This window comes from Streptomyces uncialis, assembly GCF_036250755.1.
Classification (GTDB): Bacteria; Actinomycetota; Actinomycetes; order Streptomycetales; family Streptomycetaceae; genus Streptomyces; species Streptomyces uncialis.
In genome coordinates this window covers 1,906,365-1,930,011 of record NZ_CP109583.1, presented here as the reverse complement: position 1 = coordinate 1,930,011, position 23,647 = coordinate 1,906,365, and the positions used below count along the sequence as shown (strand labels likewise).

Genomic DNA, 23,647 nt, shown 5'->3' with positions numbered 1-23,647 from the left:
CGCGGGCGTGGGCCGTCGCGCCGGAGGTCAGATGCCGGGAAGGGCGGGTCAGTGGGCCTGGAAGCGGCGGTCCGGGCCGGTGAGTTCCACGGCGGTGCACATGCCGGACAGGCGGGACAGTACCCGGTCGCCGACCCGGTCGCGCAGCACCGGCTGCCCAGGCGGGATGCCCTGGGTGCGGACCGGGGGCAGGTTGCTGGTGATCAGCGTGGGGAAACGATTCTGCGCCCGCCAGTTCAGCAGCCGGAACGTGACCTCCTCGGTCCACTCCGAGTTCTTTGCCGCGCCGAGGTCGTCCAGGAGAAGGACCGGGACCCGCATGATGCGGCGGAGCAGGACCTCGGGGTCCGCGACGCCGCGGGAGCGCATCTCGCCGTAGAGGTCGGCGGCGGTGGTGGCCTGCCAGGGCACCGCGCACCCGGCGTCGGTCAGCGAGCGGATCGCCCCGAAGGCCTCGTGCGTCTTGCCGGTTCCGGTCGGGCCCCAGAGCAGCAGCGACGGTCCGCGGGCGACCACCCGCCGCCCGGCCGTGCCGTAGTGCGGCTGGAGGGAGTCCGCGTACGGGGCGGTCGCCGACCCGGCGATGGTCCGCACCCAGGCGGTGACGTCCGGGTGGGCGGCGGAGGCGGTCCGGTAGTCGTACGGGATCCGCTTCTGCGCGGCTTCCAGCGCCGGGTTCGGTTCGGGGGCGCTTGGCGGCAGCGGGGTGCCGGCGTCTATGCCGCGAGCGGCGAGCCGGGCGTCGAGGCGGGCACGGAGCCGCTCCCCGATCGCGGGCTGCGGGTCGGCCGACCGGCTCAGGGTGCGGGTCACAGGCTCCTCCCGAAGGTCGTCGGCTCCGGCGTGTTCGGGTTCAGGTAGGGCTGATGGCCGGTGGCGGCCCAGGGGCCCCCGCCGGATGCGCTCGGTGCCCCGGCGCCGACAAGGGCGGGCGGGTTGACGACCTCGTTCACCAGGCTCGGCAGCACGCTCGGGTGGAGCGCCTTCGCCCGCAGCCGGTCCATCGCCAGCCGGATGTGCTCCGGTGCGAAGCCCTCGTCCAGCAGGGCCTTGAGGTTCCGCCCCAGCTGGCCGATGAAGTTCCCCGGCGGGCGCTGGTGGCAGCCCCTCACGTACTCGGCCACCAGCTCGTTCGCCGAGCCCCTCTCCGAGGCGGCGTCGGGTGCGGGCGCCTCGCGCCCCCTACGGGAAGATCCAGGATCCAAGATCCTAGATCCAGGCCGTGAGTCCTCCGTGAGATGTGCGTGAGTCGCGCCCAGATCCGAGTTCTCGGCGCTCTGAACAGCAGTTTTCCTGCTGGACGGCGCTAGCTTCTCCGCAGGGCTCTCGTGCAGGGCCGAGGCTGCCGGTTCCAGCGTGCGCTCGGATTCCGCTGTGACCCGGGCCGTCGCGGAGCCGACCGCATCCGGCTGTTCGAGTCCTCCGGGAGTGTTCACGGAGACCCCGAACCGGCCGGGGCTGGGACCCGCCTGGGTGGAGTGCGCGTGCGTGATGCTGGCGCAGCGGGGCTCCTGGCACTTCCCGCACTTGCGCGCGCCCTGGTGTCCCGGGCAGCGCGGCAGGCGCGAGTCGGTGGCCCGGTTGATCTTCTGGTGCTGCTCCCACTTCACGATGTGGAGGTAGGTGCGGCCGTCGCAGCCGGTGTACCGGCAGATCAGCCCGGCCTCCGCCAGTTCCTCCAGGTCCTGCGCGACGTGCGCGGGGCTGTGGTCCTGGCGCAGCGCCCACAGCCGTCCGGCGATGATCGCCGGGTGGTCGCGGCAGCGGCCCGAATCGTCGGAGAGGGTTAGCAGGCCGATGAAGGTGAGGACCGCGGTCACGGAGACGGAGGCGATGTCCTCGGACTCGAACATCTCCGGCTTGACGGTACGGATGCGGGACATCAGGCGGCACCCCCGTCCTGGGGTGCCGACCGGTGACCGGAGTATTCGGGCATCGCACAGGCCGGGACGTCCGGCCTTCCGCGCCTGGGGGTGGACATGCAACACTCTCCACTGAAGTGATGCCGCGCCGGTGTGTCCTGTTGTGAGGGCCGGAGCGGTGAATTGGTGGTAGGTCTCAAGGCCCTTGCCGGGGCCGGAGATGTAGAGAACGGCCGGCGTCTGAGAGCTCCAACTCTCAGGCGCCGCCGCCGTTTTCAGGCAGGCGGGCTCACCGCTATGGCCGTCAGGTACTTCATGGTCTCTCCCCGGGGTCCGGTTCTCGGCTGCCGGGGTTGACCCTCGGCAGCCAGCCAGCCAGCCAGCCAGCCAGCCAGCCAGCAACACACCACACACCTCGGGCAGAAGTCCATGGATAGCTCTCGTCCGCTGTACACCTCTGAAATTCCACAATGCGACGAGGGTGTGGAAAGGGTCCCTGGAGGCGGGTCCGAGGGTGAGCACCGAGTGCCGCGCGGCTCGATGACGCTCCGCACTCCAGATCCCCCGTCTTCCTCTGTGCCGATCGGTGTACCGGCTGGTCACAAGGATCTAAGCCCTGCGTAGACGCCCCGTCAACGGGCTGCTACCCCCCTCGCCGAGCCCTGCGGGCTGCCCGCCGCGACCACCCGGAGAGGGTTCGGGGGCGCCTAACTTCCGCTCCCCGCAAGGGGAATGGAAGTGCGGCAGGAATTGCGGCTGCGCGATCGGGGCACTTGATTCGGCCACCGACATGCCGGTAAAACTCGTGACCGGCAATTATTTGCCGGTTAGCGGACCGGCAAATAATTTGCCGGTCCGCATGTCCATTTCGCGTCGAGAATGCCATGTTGTCCGACGTGTTGCTGAGATTCTCGAATACGACTCCCCTTCTGCTGTGACCTGGGCCACTACTTGCTGTTCGTTCTGGTCAAGGGCGATTGCATATTGCGTATTGTGTTGGTCACCGCCGGAGGTCAAGAGGTCGGGACAACTGATCCCTTCCGTCATGCGCGGCACCCCTGCGACGGCGAATTCCGGCCCGTCCCACAGCACAATGGAACGAAGGGCTCCCCATGGCGAAAAGCGCCCCCCACGATGACAGTTGCAAGCACGAGAAGACGTCTCCTGGAACACCCCGCCCGGGACAGGTCATGGGCCTGGGCGGACTCCTGCGTGCCTGGCGCACCACCGCGAGCGCACGTCTGGGCCGGCCCCTCACGCAGCAGGAAGCGGCGGAAGCGATAGGCCGCTCCGAGCGCTGGTACCGCAACCTGGAGAACGGCGCCACGGCCAAGTGGCTCGACCGGAAGCAGTGCGAGGCCCTCGCCGACACGCTCCAGCTCGGCCGCGACGAACGCCACGCCCTGCTCCTGCACAACAACGGCGGATCGCTCGACATCCGTTCCCGGGAACTCGACGACCGGCTCCGCAGCGCGCTGGGCCTGCTGATCGACAAGCAGATGCCGAGCCCGACCTACCTGTGCGACAGCAACTGGAACATCCTGGGGTACAACCAGGCCATGGCAGAGTGGTGGCCCTGGGTGATGGAGCCCGGCGCCAACCTGATGCGGTGGACCCTCACCAGCGCTGAGGCACGCCGGCAGTTCCACGACTGGGGCCGGCACGCGGTCGCCTACGTGCGTCTGCTCCGGTTCGCCCTCGCGGGCCGCGGCGACAGCGCCGAGCTGGTCCAGCTCATCGGCGACGTCTGCAAGGACCCCGAGGTCCGCCACATCTGGGAAACCTGCAGTGACGTCCTGGAGAACAGGGACGGTCACGCCTACCGCCTGAGCCTGCCGGCCTTCGACTGGGAGCCCGTCGAAGTCGTCAGCCACATCCTCTACCCGGCCAGCCTGCCCGACTGCCGCCTCGTGGTGATGACCTGGGTCCAGGACGACGACGAGCGCGACCTCCTAGAAGCCGCCGCGACGGCCGAGAACCCGACGCCCAAGGGGAAGGGGAGCGCGGGTTCCGGGGCTACCGCTCGACGGCGCCTGCTGACCCGCAAACTGACCGACCGGCTGGTCGTCTCCACCGAGGAAGAGGCCGTAGCACTGGCCGGCGACGGCGGTCGCGCCCTTCCCGTCCTCAGCCGCATGGTCGGACCGGACTGCCGCCTGACGCTCTCCCCCCGCACCCAGACCGTCATCTGGGCCACCCTGGAGGACGACGGCCGCTGGGGCGTCGCAGAGGTCGACGCCTACACGGTGGCTGTCCGCCTGCCGCAGGCTTCCGCCCTGCCGGAGGCGCACCCGGAGGTCAAAGCGCTGTCCCGCGCCGTACTCCCGCTCGAACCCGCCGACGCCGTCGACCGCATCCAGGCCCTCGTGTCCCAGCTGAAGGCACGCGTCGACCTGCTCGAAGAAATCCACCGGGACCTCTGGGAGACGGACCGGACCCTCCCGCGAGCCTGGCACCCGGTGGACGAGATCTAGCACCGCGCCTTCACGAAGCACCCTGTCCGACAGGCGGTCAGGAAGGCAGAAAGTCGACCTGGCAGCCGTCGGCCCCGACGCGGACGTGTCAGGACGATGCAGGGAGCGGTTGCAGAGAAATGACAGGTGGACTCTGCGGCGGTCGGATGTGGGAACCGCACCGGAGGAACCCTTCACACTGCCTGAGCGAGCCCTATGAGGCTCTTCGGCGTTCACTGAGCGGAGATATGGGGGCAGTGAACGAAAGGTGCGGTCGGATGGATTCGACCGGCAGATGATTTGCCGGTTGAGCGGAGCGGCAGATTTCCTGCCGGTCCTCCAGAGGTGCGGAGGAGAATGTGCCGCCTGTCACGCTGGGTGTAAATTCTTGGGTCGTGCACCGAATCGCGTAGGATCCATCTGGATTTCCCGTTCACGCAAGATCAAGGAATTGGTGCAGTGAGTGCTCCCCCTGCGGCTCGCCGGCCCGGCAGCAATGGTGAGAGTGACGGGCCGGCACCGCCCACCGCCGCGCCCCGGATCACCGGCAGGGCGCTACAGCTCGGTGATCTTGTCAAAGCGTGGCGGACCACCGCCGGTGATCACGGTCAGCCGATAACGCAGGCGGCGCTAGCCGCCGCGGTGGGCCGCTCCGAGAGGTGGGTGCGCGACCTCGAGACGGGAGCCGCCCCGGTCCAGGTCGGCAGGCGCCTGCGGGAGCTCGCCGACGCACTCCGCCTCGATCCTGCCGAGCGGAGAACACTCGCGGCCCTGGCCGGCCGCCCCGCGACAGCCTCCGCACTCCCGGACGACGACGGCGCCCGGACGAAGGCACTTCTGGACCTGCTGGTCGCCTCGCAGTCCGCCCCGGCCGTCGTGTACGACAGCTCGTACACCGTCGTCTCGTACTCCCGCGCCGCCGCCGCGCTGTGGCCCGGCCTGCTGGAACCCGGCGCCAACCTGATGCGATGGCTCCTGCTCGACCGTGACGCCCGCACGCAGGTACACGACTGGCACCGCCAGGCATCGGAGATCGGCGTGCAGCAACTGCGCTACGCCCTCATACACCGGGGCTCCGACGACCCCCGGATCCCTGCCCTCATCGACGAGGTCTGCGCCGACCCGGACGTCCAATCAATCTGGAATGCGTCCACCCGCGTACGGAAGAGCGCCGACGGAGCCTCACTACGGCTCAGCCTGCCAGCCCTGGGCTGGGAGCCCATCACCGCCGTCGCCCACGTCCTCAGCCCGTCCGCCGCCCCGGGCCACCGGGTCCTCATGGTGAACTGGACAGGGGCCGGGACAGAACGCCTCCGCGCCGTGACGGCAGTGACCCCGCAGCTCGATCTCGTCGAGCGCCGCCGTCTCGTCCAGGAGGCCACTGCCCGCGTCAGCGTCGCGACGGCACACGCTGCCGCAGACCTTGCCGGTGCCGACGGTGTACCTCTGCCGGGGCTCGCCCGGCTGATCGGACCGGGGTGCAGCCTGACCCTCGTGCCCCGCAGCGGCACCGTGCTCTGGGCGACGCAAGCCTCTGACGGCCGGTGGGACGTCAGCGAGATCGCCGCGTACCCGGTCATGGTCCGCCTCCCGGAAGCCGCGGTCGACCCAGCCCTCCGCAACGAGTTCACGGCCCTGGCCCGCGCCAGCCTCCCACCCGAACCTGATGCGGCCACACGCCAGTCAAGAGCGCTCAAGGAGCAGCTGAAGGCTCGAATCGAAGTGCTGGACAGCATCGAACGCGACCTCCGTGTACCCGTACCGAAGACCGACCACTGAGTCTGCGGGAAGTATTGTCAGGACCTTTGGATCGGTCCGCCGGGCACCACGCCGAGCCGGAAGTCCGCGGTCCCGGCGGCAACTGGCGGGACGACGTGATGGCGTTACTGGACTGCGATACGACGGAGTCGAATCATCCGGTACGGGTGCCAGGCTGCGGACAGCGAAGAGTTCGATCTCCTCGGATACCACCGCTGGGGCGGTCATCAAATTCGCCCCGGTCAGCCGCAACAGCTTCTGCCTCCGGATCCGAGGCGGCGACCTCCTCCAGGTCTCCCTCAATCCCTTCGGCGCGTGGCCCGCAGCGACACCTTCGGAATCGTACCGGCATGACCTTTCACCCCGCTCCCTGCCTCGCGTCCGCGAAGGCACGCCCGCTCCTTGCGAAGCACCTCCGGCGATGGCGATCCCGGCGACGCGATGAAGGGCGTTGTGGTACGCCGCGGCATTGCCTGGCTTCTTCTGCCAGGTGCGGATGGTGATGGCCGCGGAGTGCAGCGATCCCAGGAGGATGCCGAGGCAGGGAGCGGTCGGTGGCCAACTGGACGAGCATCGGGCTCAGGAGGTGACGCGGATGGTCAGTTCGCGGAGCCGGCGGCCGGTGGCGGCGATGTCGTATCGGCGCGCGTTGTCGAGAGCCGCCTTGCTCAGGGCCTTGCGCCGGTGGGGGGCCCGGCCCATCCCGTCCAGGGCCACGGTCAGTGAGCGTGGGACGCCGGGAGTGTAGGGAACTCCGGCGCCTCCGAGGGTTTCCTTTACACCGGGCAGGTTGGAGTAGACGACCGGAAGCCCGTGGGCCTGGGCTTCGATGAGGACGAGCCCGAAGGCCTCAAGACCTGTGGTGGTGAAGACGAAGGCGTCGAAGTCCGGCAGGAGGCGCCAGAGTTCGGCGCGGGGCAGGAACGGGACGAAGCGGACCCGGTCCCGGAGCCCGAGTTCGACTGCCCGCTGTTGCAGGTGCTCTTGGAGGGTTCCTTCGCCGATCACGGTCAAGTGGTGCGGCTGGTCGGTCAATGAGAGGGCTTCGACTGCGGTGATCGTGGATTTGTTGTCGTCCAGGCGGCCGGCGTGGACCAGGGACAGGGGTCCGGTTCCGGTGAGCGGTTGAGTGCGGAGCCGGGCATCGCCCGGGCGGATGCCCCAGGGGATGACGGTGAGCCGATCGCTGAACCGTCGTCCGGTGACACGGTCGATGCGGTCGGCGAGTGCGGGGGTCGGGGCGACGATCGCGGCGCTGGCGGCGGCGACTTCGTTCAGGACCCCGCGTTCCGATGTGTCGCGCTCGGCCGCCATCACGTCGGGTCCGTGGGCGATGGCGATGACGGGGATGCTGCCGGCAGTTCGGGTGAGGGCCAGGCTGAGGGCGAACCCGAGGTACTGGGCGTGGATGGCGTCCGGCCGGGACTCCTTGATGAGCGCACCTACCTCCCGCGTCAGCTCGTCGACGTACGGGCCGAATGCGGGGCCGTGGGGGCGTTTCGGCGTGGAGAGGGTGATCAGCTGGTCGAACGCAGTCTTCCAGGCGTGATCGACCGGTGCCCTGCCCAGGAAGGTCGTGCGGGTGTCAGGCATCGCGCGGTAGAGATCGTGGACGAGGATCAGGCTCCCGGACGATGGCGTGGAGGTGCGGTTGATGCCGGTCAGGATGTTCAGGGGCCGGGTGGGCATGCGGTATCCCGTCGATGGGTGCTCGTTGGGCGGGAAGGAGAGACCGGGCTCTCGGGGAGGCCTCGGCTCGCGGGTCGTTGGCAGCGGTCTGTCTCCCGCGCTGACGAGGCGGTGCCCACCATGACGCCAGATGCGGCGTGAGGACGGCCATGACTTCTTCGGCCGGATGCAGACAGCCCTTGCTGTCCTGTTCTGCCGTCCACAGTCTGACCTGCGCTCGGGGGTAGACGGGATGTATTCCTATCTCTCCCTTGGGGAGAATCCCGTTGAAGGGGGCGGGTATTCCTTCGCTGTTCCAGTATTCCCACGCCTCAAGAGCCTTGGCCTTCTCGAAGCAGTGGTACAGCTGCAGGTAGCGGGGCATGTACCGGATCTCGCGGAAGATCATCTGGCCGATCAGTCCGGGCGCCGATTTCCGTAGCGTGCCGGGATCGGTGCCCTGGAAGGTGACCGATGCCGCGTCCTGGGACGGGTGCAGCGCGGTCCGGGCGAACAGGTGGGACAGTCGTCGCCGGACGTACTCGGCGACACCCGGGGCGAGAGCCGGTTCGATGCCGCCGATGAGCTGGACGAGCAGGTGATGACGCGGGTGGAAACGGGCCAGGTCGAACAGCCGGTCCATGCCGTCCACGGCGGCGAACGCGAGTCGCTTGTACAGCCAGTTGTTCAGCTCGCCCTCCTGAGCACAGGCCTTGGTCTCCGGGGTGACGGAGTGGAGCATCAGGTACTCGGACAGAACCTCGAAGTACAGGTAGCCGAGGAACGGCACGTGGACCACGGCGTCGGACAACTGGTCGATGAACTCGGGTGCCGGGGTGGCACGGCCGGTGGCGTTGCGCAGTGTGATGTCGAGGAACACGGCCGCGGCTCGCAGCCCGGTCAGCACGGCGTGGTCGAGGTGGTCGTTCTCGGCCGGGGTCAGGAAGCTCTGGTAGCGCTGGTAGGTGCGCAGGTGGATGGTACCGAGGTGCAGGTAGTCGATGCCCTGTGGTGGGATCGGGGCGTCGGGGGTGACCTCGAGGATCAGGGGTGTGGTGGAGGGCTTCGTCCGCATGAGGTAGGCGCCGAGGTTGTGAGGGCGCAGCCCCCCGCGGTGACGGGTGAGAGGGGAGCAGTACAGGGCCCCGACCAGGCATCCGGTGGAGACGTGCAGCTCCCCGCTGGAACGGATGGCGTCGATGTCCTTGGTGGTGTGCAGCAGGTGCATCGGCTTTCCGCTGAGGAGCGCTTCGGTCATGGCATTGTTCCGTATGAGCCAGCCGTTGGGGGTTGACGATTCCAGGTAGTGGCGCCAGTCATTCTCACTTTCGGCCAGCGAAGCGGGGATTCGGCGCCGCGCGGGCATGGTGTAGTCCGTGTGGGCGTGCTCCCATTCGTCGCGCACGACAACTCCCGGGGCTGGAGGATTGGCGGCGGGGCCGGGGGTTTTGGAGAACCTAAAGCGTCTCGACGCTCGGCCCGGAAAGCCGGTTGCGGCAGTCGAGAACATAGGTCGCACACTTCTCGATCATCGGGAGGTCGAATCGTGGGTGATCCATGAGGAGGACCACTGCGTCAGCGGCGGCTACCTCGTCCGGTGTCGCATCGACCCGGGGCACGTTCAACTCGGTGTTGTCGCCGTCCGGGATGTTGGGTTCGGCGCCGCGGACCTCTGCGCCGAGACCGATGAGCAGTTCGGCGACACGTGACGAAGGGGAATTGCGAAGGTCGGTGGCGTTGTACTTGTAGGTCAGGCCGAGCAGCAGAATGCGAGATCCGCTGACGGATATGCCGCGCTTGCCGAGTGCTTCCACGACGCGCCGGACGACGTAGTCGGGCATGTTCCGGTTCACGTCGGCGGCGAGTTCTGCGAACCGGAACGGGACACCAAGCTCCTGCTGGGCCTTCCACGAGAGAAACATCGGATCAATGGGCAGGCAGTGTCCGCCGACTCCCGGCCCCGGGGTGAACCGCGTGAATCCGAAGGGTTTGGTCGCGGCGGCGTCGATCGCCTCCCAGATGTTCACGCCGAGGGAAGCAGCTAGCATTGCCATCTCGTTGACCAGGGAGATGTTGACGAACCGGAAGGTGTTCTCGACCAGCTTGGCCAGCTCGGCGACCTTCGTCCCGGACACCGGCACCGTGGTCTGAAAGATGCCGTCGTAGAAAGCCTTGACCGCGCTGAGTGATGCGGCGTCGATTCCCGATACCAACTTCGGCGTATCGAACGACCAGCGCTTGTTCCCGATCCGCTCGGGGCTGAATCCGGCCAGGAAGTCCACCCCGCCCTCAAGGCCCGACACCTCTTCCAGGATGGGCAGCAGCAGCTCCTCCGTGGTCCCGGGATAGGTCGTGGACTCCAGGACCACCGTCGCGCCTGGGCGAAGGTGCCCGCCCAGGGTCCGGGCGCAGGACTCGATGCAGGACAGGTCGGGCACGCCGTCCCGCAGCGGTGTCGGCACGGTGATCACCGCGATGCCGAAGCCGGCCAGCGCGGCAGCGTCGCCGGTCGCGGTGTAGGCCCCGGAGTCCAGCACGGCCCGCAGCCGCGAGGAGTCCACGTCCCTCACGTAGGACTGGCCGGCGGCGAGCTGCTGGACGCGGTGTGTGTCCACGTCGTAGCCGACGACCCGGTGACCCACCTCCGCGGCGCGTACGGCCAGAGGAAGCCCTACGTAGCCCTGACCAGCGACGACTACCTGCATGGCAGCTCCTGCTCGATTGCGGTGCTTGAATGGACCGTCGTTCCTGATCTGGCAAGGAGAACCGCTGTGCCCTTGGTGTCTGTCGTGATGCCCGTGTACAACTCGGCAGCGACATTGAGCGCAGCGGTCCGGTCGGTGCTCACACAGACCCACAGCGACCTGGAGCTGCTGGTCACCGACGACCAGTCCTCCGACGGCTCCATGGACCTGCTCCGCGAGTTCGCCGGGCACGACGAGCGCGTCCTGCCGCAGCAGGCACCCGAACGGGGCGGAGCGGGCCGGGCCCGCAACCGCTCGATCAACAGGGCCCGCGGGGACTACGTCGCCTTTCTCGACTCCGACGACATGTGGCTCCCCGCGAAGCTGGAGAAGCAGCTCGCCTTCGCTGCGGAGGGCGATGCGCCATTGACGTTCACCTCGTACTTCAAGATGGACGCCGACCATGAAGGCGAAAGCACCGACTGGGTTCCGAACGGGCGGGTGGTCCGTGCACGGGAGCACGTGGACTACCGCGCGATGCTGCGCCGGGACCACATCGGTGCCTTGACGGCCATGTACGACCGCAATGTCCTGGGCACGAGGCTGATGCCGGAGATGCGCAAGCGCCAGGACTACGCCCTCTGGCTGTCGATCATGCGGGACGGAGCCGACGCCCGGGGCCTGGCCGAGCCGCTGGCGGTGTACAGGGCCCACCAGGCGGGATCGCTGTCCTCCAACAAGATGTCCTTGGTCAAGTACAACTGGGAGCTGTACCGCGAACACGAGCATCTGTCGGTCGCGCGGTCGACGCGGGCACTGGCCGGCGCGGTATGGCAGTCGCTGCGCAACTCGCGCATCTGACGCGCACGAGCCCGGGGAGCCCGACCGGGCCCCGCCCCGTGGCCGTGCCGCGTGCTCGGGGACTGTGCTCGGGGGCAGGACCCGGTAGCAGGTCACCGGTGCCGTCGGTCGACTACGCGGCCCGCGTCGGCGCCGGTGCCGGCACGCAGGAACAGCTGGAGGAGCAGCCGCCTGCCGTCGACGGGGACGGTCTCCTGACCGCTGTGGAGCGCCTCCCGGCCGTGCAGGAAGCGGCGCTGGTCCACGATGAGATAGTCCCCTGACTGGAGCGTGAAGGAGACCTGACCACGGACGAGCTCCTCGGCGAGTTCCCGGGCGGCGTCGGCGTGTGACCGGCCGAGCGGGGACCGCTCCAGCATCTTGGCGGTGAACCGGACGAACCCCTCACCCGGGCCGGAGCTGTCCAGGACCGGGAACGGCCTGTACTCCTCACCGACGCCGTGGAGGTCGAAGAAGGTCCCGTAGTGGTAAGCCGTCTCCGTCAGGAGGGCCCGGCTGCGCTCGGGGAGCCGCGCGACCGCCGCGTGGGCGTCGGAGAGGATGCTGGCACCGCCGCCCAGCGGGTCGGGGCGGACGCACAGGAGCGTGGTGCAGTCCGGGGGCCGGGTCGCGTTCACCAGGTCCATGTGGAAGGCGTTGTACCCGATGCCGCTGGAGCGGCCGGGGTCCTTGTCGGCCTTGACCCCGATGTCCTTCCACAGGGGCCACCGGGGGAAGGGCGAGAAGGGGACCGCCACCTCGGCCGCGAAGGCCGTCGCCAGACGCCGGAACCTGTCACCGGTCCCCAGGGCCCTGGCGAGGTTCCCCAGGCGCAGAACGGCGTATCCGCCGGCATCCCCGGTCAGGGCGTGGCGCAGCGCCGAGGCGGTCTCCTCGAACTTCGGGGAGGCCGCCAGCCTGGCCTGGTACTCCTCCATGGTGGATTCCGCCAGGAATGAACCGTCGAGAGTCCAGGGCGGGAGGGGATGGTCGGTCAGAGCGGCTTCGAGTTCGCTCGGGATCTCGATGAACACGCGCAGCTTCCTTCTCTCTTCGGGTGATGTCCGGTCTGGCGTTCGGGTGCTCCGCCGTGGCTCGGGCGCTGAAGGGCAGGGGCTCGGTAGCGGGCAGGTCTCGTTGTGCCGTGCCCCGGACGCCACGGAACCGCTCGGGAGCGGTGACCGGCAGCGGGCCCGTGGCGTGCGCGCACGGACTTGCAGCCGGAACGATCCGGGGTCGAGGTCTCAGCCGGGGGAGGCGAGGACCACCCGCGTTGGAGGCGAAGAGCACACCAGGGTGGGGGCGTCATCCGCCGGGCACGACGGTGCCGGCGGATGTCGTCGCCCGGCCATCCCGGGCGGACCGGCCAGTCCGAGGGACAACTGTTCCGCCATGAATGGGCCCAGACTCTCCTGACTGACCGACTTGCGTCGGCGTCCTGCGCGGGTACGTGACCGTACTCTCGGGGCCGACCGGCGCGCGGGGAAAACGACACGGGGGACTCCTGGCATCGATGGGAGAGCGGCGAACAGCCCGAAGGAAGTACAGGCCACCGCGTTCAGCGCCCGCGGGCCACCGAACTCCGGTAGACCCAGGGGGCGTAGGAAGAGTGAACCTCCGCCCGGGCCGTGCTGCTACGGTTCCCGCCCGTCGGACCCGTTCGACTTGTTCATGATCACTAACAGGAGGTACGCACATGCCCGAAAACCGGACACCGAACCTGCTCCTGGCGGCCGTGATCGACGAAGTCGGCATCACCTACCACGCGCTGGCCTGCGAGATACGCGCCGTCGCCGCGGAGGCTGGGCAGCGGCTGGGCACCGCACCGTCGACCATCTCTGCCTGGGTCGCCGGCGCGGCACCGGCCGGCCGGACCGCTCTCTACATCGCCGAGGCCCTCAGCCGAAAGGCCCGACGGACGGTGACGCTCACCGAGATCGGATTACGCTGCGCGGGCACCGGAGAAACCATGGCCGCCAACCCGCTGGTCACCGCCGCCGAATACGGGAGAGCCGTCTTGCTCCGCCGCAGGGAATTCCTCGACTCCGCCTTCACCCAGGCGGCCGCCGCACTCCCCGTGGCCTACGACCACGAGGCCGCCGCCCGCACACTCGCTGCGGCCCGCACCCAGGGACGCGTCGGCGCCAGCGAGGTCACCGCCGTCCGGCAGCTGACCGAACACTTCCGCACCGTCGATGACCGCCTCGGCGGCGGCCACGGCCTCACCACCGTCACCGCCTACCTCACCGACACCGTCAACCCGATGCTCCGCGCCCGCTTCCCCTCGGAGACCCTGCGCCGGGACGCCTTCGCCGCCGCCGCCCAACTGGCCTGCCTCACCGGCTGGAAACTCCACGACCTCGGCCGCGACGGCGCGAGCCAGAAGTTCTACCACCTCGCCTACCAACTGGCCTGCGAGGCCGACCCGCACGGCCTGGCGGCCTGGATGATGCGAGCCCTCACCCACCAGGCCCTTGACCTCAACCAGCCCGGCTCCTCCGCCGAACTGGCGGAGGAAGCAGGACGCCGCGCCAGCGGACATGTCGACCGGCAGACCGAAGCACTGCTCCTCGTCACCTGCGCCCGCGCCCACGGCACCGCGGGCGAGACCGGCAGAGCCGCCCGCGCACTGCTCGCCGCCGAAGACGCCGCCGCCGACACCCGGGACCCCGTATCCCCGTACGCCGCAGGATCCGGACCGGTCGCGGCCACCGTCGCCTCGCACACCGCCAAGACACTCACCGCGATGAACGACCACCCCGCAGCCGAACGCCACTACCGCACCGCCCTGGCCGGACGCGCCCCGGGCAGATACCAGCGCGGACACGGACTCACCCTCATCAACCTGGGACGCTCGGTAGCGGCCCAGCACCGCTACGAGGAGTCCGTCACCCTGTGGGGCCGTGCCCTCGACGTCATGGACGGTGTCATCTCCCACCGCGGCCGCCAGGAGATCAAGACCATCCGCTCCGCAGCCGCCGGCTACCAGCAGCGCGGCGTGACCGGCGCCGGACACCTGCGCCGACAGGCCACCGTTCTCCTGCGAGCTACCGCATGACCGGCACAGCGCGCGGGACCAGAGCGCGAGTGTCTCCGTCCCGATAACGAGTGACCAGCCACGCGAAATTCGACGCTCGCCGTGACCGCCCAGCACGGGACCCCGCCACGGTCATCGTTGGTCAGGGCAGGGGCTCCCAGACCTCCCGCCCGGAGCGACCCGCACTGAGACGCAGCCTTTTGCAACGGCGACCTCACCGACCCCGGCCACAGTTCAGGGCGTGGGCTCGGGCATCCCGCCCGCAGCGCGGGGGAGGCGAGTACTCCCCTCTACGCCAGCGCTGCTGGGCTGCGACATTCCTGAGGCTTTCCCGGAGTCTTGCGTATGCGGTATCCGAGCCGGTCATGGCGTTGGCGAGCTCCGCGCGGGCGGCCGCGCCCACTTCGCGGCTCAGGGTCGTCTCACGCATGGCCGCACCGCTTGGTGAGCGCAGCGCTCTGGAGGTGTCGAGGACGGCGAAGAGGAGGCCGTGCACGTGCAGGAGCGGCGGCGCGACCGAGTCTGCCGGGAAGGGCTACCCGACCGCGTAAAGCACCAGCGCCTCGCCGTAGCCGCACACCGCTGCGGCCTGTGGCGCGGGCGGCTTCTGCAGCGACAGATTGTCGGGGGAGAAGGCTGCCGTGTTCTGGAAGTCTCCGCCGACCGGCAGAACGCCTCAATCTGGACCTACATCGGGAGAACATCCACTTGAGGCGGACACTTCCTCTCCTCCACCGTTGCTCGACGCGTATGCCAAGCCGCCCGGAACCGCGTAGGCGACGTATTCCTTGATGCCCGTCCGGTGGTATCCGAGCAGACAGGCGGCTTCGGCGGGGTCGGTGGGGAGGGGGGCGCCCCAGGTGATGACGTAGGGGTGGGGCATGGGTGGCTCGCGGCGTCGGAGCGTGAGGTGGGGGAAGCGGACGGGGTCGGCGAGGAGGCGCAGGGCGTCGTGGACGGCGTAGTCCTCCAGGGCCAGGAAGCCCGCCCGCCGGTTGTCGCCGAACGGGACGGCGAGCCGGTGCAGGGGTTGGTGGCCGCCGGTTCGGCCGGTGGTGATGCGGATGCCGTGCTGGATGAGGCCGGGGCCGTGCAGCCGGTTGCGGAGGTCGTGGTAGTCCCAGTCGAGGCTGGTGCGGGCGTGGGGGTAGGCGTGGGGTGTGATCAGTCCGGTCCGGCATGCCTGGGTGACGAGGTGGCCGGGGAGTTGGCGTTGAGGGTCCGTATCAGGGAGCGGGCCGTGTTCTGGATGTCGTCGACGGGGGCGCGTAGCTGGTCGGCCATGTCGTCGGCGTCCATGCCGAGGGTGATCAGCGTGAGAAGACCGGCCTCAGGCTGCGGGAGCAAGGGCAGGGCTGTGTCGGCGGACGGCCAGTCGAGAAGGCCGCAGTGGTAGGCGGCGAAGACCAGAGCCGGAAGGGAGGCGAGGCCGAACTGGACCTTCAGGGGCTCGAGGTGCTGTTGTGCGTGGAGTGCGGACAGCCCCGCGTCCTCAGCGGCTGCGGGCATGGGAAGTCCGTGGGCGAGGGCGGTCAGCAGATGCCGCGCCTGTGGCGGGGCGTCGTTCCTGGTGACGGCTCGTCGGGAGACCGGCACGCCATCGGTCCCCGTTTCGGGGTTCAGGTGGTGGGTGATGTCCTGTTCGCCGAGAACGCCTAGTTGGTGGAGACGGGTGACCATTCCCCAGCGGTTGCGGGACTGCACGGTGCCGATGAGGACGCGTAGGTGATTGCGGACCATGCTCGCCGACATGGTGCCCAGCAGCTCGGCGGTCTGGGCGGCGGTCAGGCCCTGGGCGACGTAGGACCCGAGCGCGCGTTGCTGCGGGGTGAGCGCGATGGGGCGGCAGGGCCGGGGCTTTGGCAGGACGTTCTTTGTATAGGCGGTGTGGACCAGGAGGCCGTATCCCTGGTAGCGGAGGGTACGGGTGATGCCGAGTGCGTCGCGTGCCCCGTTGATGTGGGTGGACGCCGTGCCCAGCGTGATGTGGAACTCCTGGGTGATCTCCATGATCGTCGCGCCCGCGGCCAGACGTTGGAGGACTTGATACTGGCGGGGAGTGAGGTGGGGGGCGCTGTCGGGGCGTGGAGGACGGCGGGGAATCAGCGCGTCAGTGCTGTCGCCGTTGTGGTCGTCGTGCACAAGTACTCCTGCGAATGCGGATGGGGGCCGTTCGATCGACCCGGCACGGGGATGCGTCCGCTCGGCTTCCCTGGGGCGGTCGTGGTGGGTACCGGGCTGGAGAAGTTCGTGGTTACGGGGCACCGCCCGTCACACCCCTTCGGGCGGGAGCTGGTGGGCTTTGGCGAAGTCGTGAGCCGCGGCCGGGGTGCAACCGAAGGCGAGCGCCGCGTTGAACGGGTCGCCGAGGGCGACCCTGTCTTTTCGCATAAGGATGGGCGAAGTGCGGGGTGGGTCATCGCGGCCATGGGGAAGCCGACCCTGTGGACCAGGCGCATCAGAGCGGTGACGAAGTAGGGCTCGTCGGCGCGGAGGGTTCCGGCTTCGCGGCTGCCGTAGAGGGGGACGGCGAGCCGCCACGCAGGGTGGATTCCGTTGTGGCCCGCAGCGATGACGAGGGAGTGGTGCACGAAGTGGGCGTCCCTGCCGCGCAGGCGCCCGGTCATCTCCTCCCGGTCCGCGCGCAGCAAGTCGGAACTGACATCGGGAGCCGTTTCGGTCGTCGGCGGCGCAGGGTGGACCTGCGGGGGAGGTATAGACGTCGGCCCGGTGCTCGGGAGGAGACGGAGCTGGCCGGGTGGGGTGCTGCTCACGGGGTCGTCCCTCTGGGGATGTTGGGGTGCGGGGGAGGCCTGGCGGTGCGGTCTCGGGCGGATCACCACAGGCCCTCGGGTGTGGGCCGGGTGTGGGTGCGGGCGTAGGTCTCGGCTGCGGCGGGGTGGTATCCGTACAGGTGGGCTGCTGCGTACGGTTCGTCGGGGACGGGTTCGCCCCACTCGACGCACACGATTCCTGTCTGGCTGGGCCGGCGCAGCCGGGGGCGGGGGAATCCGACCCTCGCGCCGAGCTGGTCCAGGATGTCGATGACGTCGTGGTCGGGAGCGGGATGGATCCGGAGGGCGCCGGCCCGGCGGTGCCCTCCGACAGGTACGGCGAGCCGGATGTGCCGGTAGCCCTCCCTGGCGTGTCCGACGGTGAGGGGGAAGGCGGCGTGGAGCAGGTGGACGTCGTGCAGCCGTGCTCGAGAAGTGGTCGCGGTCCGCTCGCAGCGTCAGCGTCGTGCTCGGCCCGGCCGTGGCGGGCTGTGGCGGGAGGGGGCTTGTTCCTCGGTTCCGGTTCCCGCCTCGTACGAGGCGCAGTGCGGGGCTCATGGGGCCGACTCCTGCCGGTAGGGGGTGCGGGGCAGGCCGGTAGCGCGGGCCACGGTCACGAAGTGCGTGCTGTTGGCGGCCATGAACGCGCTGCACAGTCCGCAGCGGGTGTGACGGACCTCCGCCGGGGGACAGTTCAGGCGCAGGGCGATGTCCTCGGACGTGACTCCGGCGGCCAGGTGCGGCAGCACGTCACGCTCGCGCTCTGTCAGGCGCAGATGCTTCGGGGGCTGGCGGGGATTGGGCTCCGGCAGGAGTCCGGCTTCGCAGGCGACGTAGGCGAGCGCGGCGTTGCCGGTGACACCGCAGGCCCGCGCGGCACGCTCCAGCCTGAGCCGGGCCTGCTCGGGGTGCTGGCCGAGGATGCGGACGGCGGTGCTGAGGTGGATGCCGCGTGCGGTGAGGCGGAGCAGGTCCACGACGGGGGGCGGCAGCGTCCGGCTGGCGAGAGGTGCGGCGGTCATCGCGGGCCCCCGGCGGGGGAGACGGCGTCGGACTGCTGCGCCGGGAGGTGGGCGAGGTAGGCGACCTGGTGGTCGGTCGTGGGTGATATGGGGCGCTCTCGGCGGGTCAGGATGTAGCCGTGCGACGCGAGGAGTTCCTCGATGCGGGCCGTGCCTGTCTCCCAGTGCTCCGCGGTGCGGTCCGGGAGCTGCCCGTCCCCGGTGGGCCGGAAGAGCGGGTCCGGTTCCCAGATGACCAGTGCGCATGCGGCGGAGCCGGGAGGCCACACGGTCATGGTGATACTGCGGGTGACGCACCGGCCGTGGCCCGTCGGCGTGATGGGCTGCTGCGGGCGAAAGCCGGCATCGTCGAGGAGGGCGCTGATCCGCTCGGCGGGGGCCGGATACCGGTAGGCGACCTGGAGGTTGGGAGTCTGCGGGGGCCACCCGGCGAAGGCGTCGGCGGGCTGCCGGGGGGCGGGCATGCCGGGTGGCATGCGGTACACGAGGAGTTCGGCGCCCGGGTGGTAGCCCGGTCGCCGCGGCGGGCCCGTCTCCTGTGCGACGAAGCCGAGGGACTCCAACGCCGCGATCGTCATGGTGATGCGCTCACGCCAGTGCTCGTCGGCCCCGTCCGGCACGGTGACCGGCTGGTGCCGGTCCCACGAGTTGTGCTGGTAGCGGCTGTCCGGGGTCCAGATGACCAGCGCGCACAGCTCGGCCCCGCGCGGCCAGGCCTCTTCTTCCAGGGTGTGCGCCCGGCAGACGCCGGAACCGTCAGGGACGACCTGACGCAGCCCCGTGCTTCCGTGTACCTCCGTGACCCCGAGGCCGAGCCGGGCGAGGTGGAAGGCCACGATCTCCCTGCTGCTGAGGGCAGGGGCCGTCGGGTCGTGATGCGGCTCCCGGCCTTCCACCCGGTACCGGACGTAGGGGGAGGAAGGGATCTTGGCACTGATGGGGCCGGCTGCGGGCACGGGTGTCTCCAGGTCTGGCGGGAGGGAGGGTGGGTGGATGGGGCCCGGGGCACACCCAGGCCGGGGTGCGCCCCGGGCTGCCCCGCCCGGCCGCGACGTCAGGGGGAAGTGACGGCACGGCCGCAGGGACCACCCCGGTGCCGGGAGCCGGGGGAACCGGCTCCCGGAGTCGGGGCGCGCCCGCGTCTAACGGCGGCGGGCGGGCCGAGAGGGGTGCTGCCGGGGCATCAGATCGGAGGGGACGAGGCGCAGGGCGTAGGCCTGGGTCACGGCGTGCGCCCTGTTCGTGGCTCCCATCCGCTCCCAGAGGGCCCGCACTCGACGCCGCGCGACCGCGAGGGGCTGGTGGGTCCGCGCGGCGATCTCCTGTACGGGCCGGCCCTCAGCCATGGGCCGGATCACCGTGTGCTCGGCGAGCGACAGCTCGAAGGGCCGGGTGTTGCGGGTGGGCAGTGGGAGCTCGCCTCGCGCGTAGGCGGCGGCGACTGCCTCGCCGGTGCCGTGCGGACAGCAGCCCAGGGCGCGCCTGGCCTTCTCGAAGCGGCTCTGCACGGCGTAGATCCCGAGGCCGAGGTGCTGGGCGACGGCCTCCAGGGTCAGGCCGTCGGCGAGACCTCTCACCACCGCTCGTTGCCCGTCGTCCAGTAGTCCGCGAGGTGGCGGGCGGACCTCGTCAGCGCGATCGGGCGGCGCATCCATGGATGGTCCTCTCAAGTCGTGGTCAGGGCTTGGGGTGCGGCAGGGTCGGTCCGTCGGCGCCCCGGGCGGGAAGTACCGGACCGGGTGACGGCGGTGATCCGGGCCGTTACGGGAGTGGCGGCGGTACGGGAAGCCGGCGCAGGCGATGGCCTGTGCCCGTGGGGCTTTCCGTACCGCCCTTCGGAGTGCTGGGCGGGTGATGGCGCCCGGCACCCCGGCGTGGCCCGCCTCCGGTTGGCGGGAGGACGGAGGCGGGCCGGCTCGGGGAAGGAGGGTCAGTCGCGATGCAGAACAAGGGTGACGGCATCCCCGGTTCGCACCAGGCGCGGGGTCCGCCAGCCCTGGAGGGTCCGCACGGCGGTCACGTCCGTGGCGGCGAGGCGCTGTCCGAACCGCACATCGCGGGTTTCGTCGGGACCCTGTGCGGACGGAGGGTTCGTGCGCGGGTTGTCCTGGATGTGGAGGGCGCCGCCGGGCCGCAGTACGCGGTGCACGTCATGCAGCAGCCGGTAGACAGGCAGCCACTGGAGGGAGTCCCGGAACGTGACGATATCCATTGACCCCGGACGCAGGTCGCGGGGCAACGGGGCCGCTTCGATGTCCCATTCGGCGTAGCGGCCGGACCGGTCACGGTGGGCCATGACCAGCGCGTACGGCGAGAAGTCGAACCCGGTCACCTCGGCGCCCGCGTCAGCGAGGACATGCGTCCACTCACCCGTGCCGCAGCCCAGATCTGCCACCCTGTCCCCGGCCCGGAACCCGGTCAGCTCCCGGAAGAGTTCCAGCTCACCAGGGTTCACAGGACAGGCGGCGGCCCGGCTGTGCTGCTCGTCCCAGTCCTCCGGCGACAGCCGTACGGTCTCCGTCCGGCTCATGACCGGCTCTCCGTCGCTGGTGCCGCGACCCCGTACGGGCGCTCAGCCGCGAACATCCGCACACCGTCGGGGTGATAGCCGAGCATGAAGCCCGCTGCCGCCGCCTCGCAGGGAGGCTCGGCGCCCCACTCGATCCGGGCGAAGGGCTCCCCTCCCGTGCGGAACGGCTGATGCCTGCGAATGTTCGGGAACTCGCCGGGGGCCAGACGCTGGAGGGAATCCAGCACGTCGAGCACCAGCTGTCCGGGCACCCATAGATAGCCGCAGACGCGCAGTCCGCCGACCGGCACGAACAAGCCCGCCCACCCCGGGCACTGCCCCTCATTCAGGACCAGGGCGAAGGCTCCGTCCAGAAGCTCGGGGACGGCCAGTCGCCCGGCGAGCGCGGTCCGGTCCCGGTCGAGTTGCTGGTCGAGATGGTCGTTCACCGGTGGTAGCCCTCGCTGTACGGGTTGATGGCGGCGGGCGCATACGGCCGGGCCCTCCCGGCGGCTGCCGCGCGCCTGTCGGGGTCCAGATGCGCGGCGAGCGCGCGGTGCGGCGACGGCACCGGCTGGAGCTGATGGAGCATGCGGCGTAGCGCGGACGGCGGGACAAGACGGTCATCGCCCAGGGGTCTTGCCCAGTACGGGCCGGGCGGCCGGACAAGGTCTCGCGGAGGCAGCGGCATCCGGTGCCGGGCCCCCACACCAACTCCGAACTCGTGACACCACCGATCGGCGGTGCCTGGTGGGACAAGCCAGTACCACCAGCCCGTATCGGGATCTGACACCACCGGTCCGCACTGACCACCCTGCTCGGCGTCCATGATGTGCAGCGCCTCGGTACCCACAGGCCCGGAGACCACGACATCGAACGCGATACCGAGGTCCACGCTCAGCCACCCGGCTGCGCGGTCCAGGTCGGCGATCATCTGTGCCAGGTGAGCGGCTGGCCGTCTACCCGAGGGCGGCAGCGGCTGCATCTGCTGAGCGAGAAGCCGTTCAGGCAGCGTCGAGGTCACCGGAGGCTTCCGATCGTGGGCGTGCCGGGCGGGTGAGAGGCCGACCACGTGCCCAGTTGTGCGTCGGCATACTGCCTTCTGTATGCCGCTGCACGAAGATCGCACGCCTTGCCGTTGGCTTTATCGGCGGACCAGCGTGTGAGGATGAGCCGGGTCGTGCACAGCAGAGCAGACATGAAATACTCCGGGGGAAAGGGGTGCGTACTTGAGAGGTGCACTCCGATGTCCGAGGCGGCTCCTGCGGCACCGGTAGACCGGGGCGGCAACTGCCCCGGGACGCATCGCTGTTGGTCATTGGCTGCGTGGGTTCATCCTGGTCCGCGATCGGCTTGGGAACCTCACCCAAATCCGCTTCTGGGTACCGTATGCAGGATCTGGGTACCGTATGCAGGAATGCACGCTCTTCCTGATGGCTCGTCGCAGTACCGTCGGAGTATGACGCTCAGCAGCAGTGGGTCCGTTGGTGCGGTCGTCAGAGCGGCCCGGACCATGGCGAACCTGACACAGCAACAGCTCGGTGAGTTGTGTGCCATCGCCCAGAGTGGCATCTCCCGTATTGAGCGCGGCCAGCACGTACCCGACGCAGCGGAGCGGCGGGCCTTGGCAAAGGCTCTGAAACTCAACGTGCCCCTGCTCGGCCTGAGCACCGGGGACGACGGTGACACCAGTGAGGTCGACATGCTCAGGCGCGATCTGATAACAGCAACCGGCGCAATCGGACTGGCCTCGGTTCTTCCAGGAGCCCCATCCCCGACTGCGGCTCCAGTGCCCTGGGACGCAGTCCTTCTTCGGCAACCCCACCCAGGGCGCCCCCTGACTGCCCCGCAGATCCGTACTGCCTTGGCCACTGTCGTGGGGTACTACGCTGACGCCCATTACGCCGAAGCCGCCGACGCAATTCCCACTGCGGTCGCGGCCGCAGACCGCAACGCCCATGACCACGGTGGGCGCGGAGCTGCCGCGCTCCTTACCCGCGCCTACGTGCTGGCCACCGCCGTGGCCGTCAAAGAGCGCGGAGACCTCGCCATGATCACGGCAGACCGCGCTGTGCAGGCAGCCCGCCTCTCACAGGACCCTCTCGCCGCCGCGATGGCCGCCAGGGCCCAGACCGTCGTCCTGCGCCAGCGGGGTCACCACACCCAGGCACGCCAGGTCGCGGACAACGCCTTGAACGACCTCGTCAGCGAGCCAACTGCCCGGCCTGTCATCGCCCACATCGCGCTCGAATCGGCCTACGGGGCCGCCCAGGCCGGACAGACCACAGACGCCTTGAACCTCTGGGCACAAGCGAACGAACTCGCCGAACGAGGGCCAATCACCACCCACTGGCCCGACCACGCGGGTCCCCTCACCCCCGACCAACTACACCGCTATGCCCTGTGCATCCACCACCTCCTCGGCGACACACGGTCGGCACTGCACCATGCGAGTCAGGTCGCAGTTCGAGCAATGCCGACCGCCGAGCGGCGCGCCCGTTACCGGCACGACAGCGCCAAACTCGCCCAGGACCTGGGCGACCTCCCGCGGGCTCTGGCCCTGCTGCGGGAGCACGAAGCCGAAGCGCCACAGGATGCCCGGCGGAGTTCTCTGCGCCGCATGGTTTCAGGGATGCTCGCGACCAGTCCGTCGCTGCCCGGACTTCGCAAACACGCCACGCTCGTCGGCGCGGCCTGATGCTGTGGTCTGCTTAGGAAAGCTTGACATCCACCACGGCCCAGTCATCTCCGGCCAGCGCATCGAAGCTGGGCAGCCACGGCTCGGCGACTCCACTGTCTCCTTTATGGGGCCGCACGAACACGGCGTGCCCGACGAAGTCCCGGATGAGTCCGTCCGGCGTCCGGACGGTCGCAGCCGGTAGCCAGTAGACGTACTTGCCTGGCTCTATCCAACTCGTCCGGGTGATGCAGGCACCCAACTTCATCGCGCGCAGCGCCTCGGAGAACTCCATGGGGCAACGGTAGCGGTCCTGCGCCGAGGGCGACTTAGGGCGTGCAGATCTTTAACTCGTAGCTTTCC

The 23,647-nt window shown here is 69.7% G+C and carries 21 protein-coding genes; 5 read left to right on the top strand and 16 right to left on the bottom strand.

The features are described 5' to 3' along the window. Positions 1–48: 48 nt before the first annotated feature. The gene (locus OG711_RS07675; RefSeq protein ID WP_329558827.1) at positions 49–813 is read right to left on the bottom strand and encodes an ATP-binding protein; all 765 of its coding nucleotides are present in this window, start codon (positions 811–813) and stop codon (positions 49–51) included. Continuing rightward, positions 810–1,883 carry a hypothetical protein gene (locus OG711_RS07670; protein ID WP_329558826.1) on the bottom strand — a complete coding sequence of 358 codons (1,074 nt, stop codon included), beginning with the start codon at positions 1,881–1,883 and terminating at the stop codon, positions 810–812. Before OG711_RS07670 ends, OG711_RS07675 begins: the two co-directional genes overlap by 4 nt. Before the next feature lie 1,169 nt (positions 1,884–3,052). On the opposite strand from OG711_RS07670, the gene OG711_RS07665 reads away from it, so the two are divergent. Together OG711_RS07665 and OG711_RS07660 are read left to right on the top strand one after the other, a co-directional pair. Then, positions 3,053–4,336, top strand: coding sequence for a helix-turn-helix transcriptional regulator (locus OG711_RS07665; RefSeq protein WP_329558825.1), 1,284 nt, complete (start codon positions 3,053–3,055; stop codon positions 4,334–4,336). A gap of 438 nt (positions 4,337–4,774) precedes the next feature. Continuing rightward, on the top strand, positions 4,775–6,094 hold the full coding sequence (locus tag OG711_RS07660; protein WP_329558824.1) for an MmyB family transcriptional regulator: 1,320 nt from the start codon (positions 4,775–4,777) through the stop codon (positions 6,092–6,094). Between the two features lie 558 nt (positions 6,095–6,652). Here the strand turns inward: OG711_RS07660 and OG711_RS07655 are convergent. The 3 genes from OG711_RS07655 to OG711_RS07645 form a co-directional block, all read right to left on the bottom strand. Beyond that, on the bottom strand, positions 6,653–7,762 hold the full coding sequence (locus OG711_RS07655; protein WP_329558823.1) for a glycosyltransferase family 4 protein: 1,110 nt from the start codon (positions 7,760–7,762) through the stop codon (positions 6,653–6,655). Further along, complete coding sequence (locus tag OG711_RS07650) at positions 7,659–8,999, bottom strand: hypothetical protein (RefSeq protein WP_329558822.1); 1,341 nt, start codon at positions 8,997–8,999, stop codon at positions 7,659–7,661. Before OG711_RS07650 ends, OG711_RS07655 begins: the two co-directional genes overlap by 104 nt. A gap of 199 nt (positions 9,000–9,198) precedes the next feature. After that, positions 9,199–10,446, bottom strand: coding sequence for a nucleotide sugar dehydrogenase (locus tag OG711_RS07645; RefSeq protein WP_329558821.1), 1,248 nt, complete (start codon positions 10,444–10,446; stop codon positions 9,199–9,201). A 66-nt stretch (positions 10,447–10,512) separates the two neighbouring features. Between OG711_RS07645 and OG711_RS07640 the strand changes: the two genes are divergently transcribed. Then, the gene (locus OG711_RS07640; RefSeq protein ID WP_329558820.1) at positions 10,513–11,286 is read left to right on the top strand and encodes a glycosyltransferase family 2 protein; all 774 of its coding nucleotides are present in this window, start codon (positions 10,513–10,515) and stop codon (positions 11,284–11,286) included. A 92-nt stretch (positions 11,287–11,378) separates the two neighbouring features. Here OG711_RS07640 and OG711_RS07635 read toward each other — a convergent pair whose 3' ends face one another. Continuing rightward, entirely contained in the window at positions 11,379–12,299 is a 921-nt protein-coding gene (locus tag OG711_RS07635) for a TauD/TfdA family dioxygenase (protein ID WP_329558819.1), read from the bottom strand. A gap of 662 nt (positions 12,300–12,961) precedes the next feature. Here OG711_RS07635 and OG711_RS07630 point away from each other — a divergent pair. Beyond that, complete coding sequence (locus OG711_RS07630) at positions 12,962–14,323, top strand: tetratricopeptide repeat protein (protein ID WP_329558818.1); 1,362 nt, start codon at positions 12,962–12,964, stop codon at positions 14,321–14,323. Positions 14,324–14,978: 655 nt separating this feature from the next. Here OG711_RS07630 and OG711_RS39055 read toward each other — a convergent pair. The 9 genes from OG711_RS39055 to OG711_RS07590 form a co-directional block, all read right to left on the bottom strand. Continuing rightward, entirely contained in the window at positions 14,979–15,467 is a 489-nt protein-coding gene (locus tag OG711_RS39055; RefSeq protein ID WP_405674791.1) for a DUF6302 family protein, read from the bottom strand. Continuing rightward, positions 15,467–16,444, bottom strand: coding sequence for a helix-turn-helix transcriptional regulator (locus OG711_RS07625; RefSeq protein ID WP_329558817.1), 978 nt, complete (start codon positions 16,442–16,444; stop codon positions 15,467–15,469). The genes OG711_RS39055 and OG711_RS07625 overlap by 1 nt, the downstream gene beginning before the upstream one ends. Before the next feature lie 694 nt (positions 16,445–17,138). Continuing rightward, positions 17,139–17,498, bottom strand: coding sequence for a DUF6302 family protein (locus tag OG711_RS07620; protein WP_329563675.1), 360 nt, complete (start codon positions 17,496–17,498; stop codon positions 17,139–17,141). 132 nt (positions 17,499–17,630) lie between these two features. Then, on the bottom strand, positions 17,631–18,098 hold the full coding sequence (locus OG711_RS07615) for a helix-turn-helix transcriptional regulator (RefSeq protein WP_329558816.1): 468 nt from the start codon (positions 18,096–18,098) through the stop codon (positions 17,631–17,633). Beyond that, entirely contained in the window at positions 18,095–19,054 is a 960-nt protein-coding gene (locus OG711_RS07610; RefSeq protein WP_329558815.1) for a hypothetical protein, read from the bottom strand. The genes OG711_RS07615 and OG711_RS07610 overlap by 4 nt, the downstream gene beginning before the upstream one ends. A 186-nt stretch (positions 19,055–19,240) precedes the next feature. Continuing rightward, a complete protein-coding gene (locus tag OG711_RS07605; RefSeq protein WP_329558814.1) occupies positions 19,241–19,675 on the bottom strand; it encodes a helix-turn-helix domain-containing protein in 435 nt (144 codons plus the stop codon). 353 nt (positions 19,676–20,028) lie between these two features. Beyond that, positions 20,029–20,628 (bottom strand): class I SAM-dependent methyltransferase, encoded by a 600-nt coding sequence (locus tag OG711_RS07600; protein ID WP_266506622.1) that lies wholly within the window; start codon positions 20,626–20,628, stop codon positions 20,029–20,031. Next, positions 20,625–21,056, bottom strand: coding sequence for a DUF6302 family protein (locus OG711_RS07595; RefSeq protein WP_329558813.1), 432 nt, complete (start codon positions 21,054–21,056; stop codon positions 20,625–20,627). Before OG711_RS07595 ends, OG711_RS07600 begins: the two co-directional genes overlap by 4 nt. Beyond that, the gene (locus OG711_RS07590) at positions 21,053–21,541 is read right to left on the bottom strand and encodes a hypothetical protein (protein WP_329558812.1); all 489 of its coding nucleotides are present in this window, start codon (positions 21,539–21,541) and stop codon (positions 21,053–21,055) included. Before OG711_RS07590 ends, OG711_RS07595 begins: the two co-directional genes overlap by 4 nt. 525 nt (positions 21,542–22,066) lie before the next feature. Here OG711_RS07590 and OG711_RS07585 point away from each other — a divergent pair. Further along, positions 22,067–23,305, top strand: a complete 1,239-nt coding sequence (locus OG711_RS07585) for a helix-turn-helix domain-containing protein (protein WP_266506616.1) — start codon at positions 22,067–22,069, stop codon at positions 23,303–23,305. Between the two features lie 13 nt (positions 23,306–23,318). Here the strand turns inward: OG711_RS07585 and OG711_RS07580 are convergent, their stop codons facing one another. Then, the gene (locus tag OG711_RS07580; protein ID WP_266506614.1) at positions 23,319–23,579 is read right to left on the bottom strand and encodes a Thoeris anti-defense Tad2 family protein; all 261 of its coding nucleotides are present in this window, start codon (positions 23,577–23,579) and stop codon (positions 23,319–23,321) included. Positions 23,580–23,647: the final 68 nt, after the last annotated feature.

What these genes read in the sequence shown, in the direction of transcription:
- OG711_RS07645 (WP_329558821.1), bottom strand. Translation starts at nt 10,446, where the DNA reads ATGCAGGTAGTCGTCGCTGGTCAGGGCTACGTAGGGCTTCCTCTGGCC.
- OG711_RS07600 (WP_266506622.1), bottom strand. Translation starts at nt 20,628, where the DNA reads ATGAGCCGGACGGAGACCGTACGGCTGTCGCCGGAGGACTGGGACGAG.
- OG711_RS07655 (WP_329558823.1), bottom strand. Translation starts at nt 7,762, where the DNA reads ATGCCCACCCGGCCCCTGAACATCCTGACCGGCATCAACCGCACCTCC.
- OG711_RS07665 (WP_329558825.1), top strand. Translation starts at nt 3,053, where the DNA reads ATGGGCCTGGGCGGACTCCTGCGTGCCTGGCGCACCACCGCGAGCGCA.
- OG711_RS07630 (WP_329558818.1), top strand. Translation starts at nt 12,962, where the DNA reads ATGCCCGAAAACCGGACACCGAACCTGCTCCTGGCGGCCGTGATCGAC.
- OG711_RS07670 (WP_329558826.1), bottom strand. Translation starts at nt 1,883, where the DNA reads ATGTCCCGCATCCGTACCGTCAAGCCGGAGATGTTCGAGTCCGAGGAC.
- OG711_RS07580 (WP_266506614.1), bottom strand. Translation starts at nt 23,579, where the DNA reads ATGGAGTTCTCCGAGGCGCTGCGCGCGATGAAGTTGGGTGCCTGCATC.
- OG711_RS07650 (WP_329558822.1), bottom strand. Translation starts at nt 8,999, where the DNA reads ATGACCGAAGCGCTCCTCAGCGGAAAGCCGATGCACCTGCTGCACACC.
- OG711_RS07590 (WP_329558812.1), bottom strand. Translation starts at nt 21,541, where the DNA reads ATGATCGCCGACCTGGACCGCGCAGCCGGGTGGCTGAGCGTGGACCTC.
- OG711_RS07585 (WP_266506616.1), top strand. Translation starts at nt 22,067, where the DNA reads ATGACGCTCAGCAGCAGTGGGTCCGTTGGTGCGGTCGTCAGAGCGGCC.
- OG711_RS07615 (WP_329558816.1), bottom strand. Translation starts at nt 18,098, where the DNA reads ATGACCGCCGCACCTCTCGCCAGCCGGACGCTGCCGCCCCCCGTCGTG.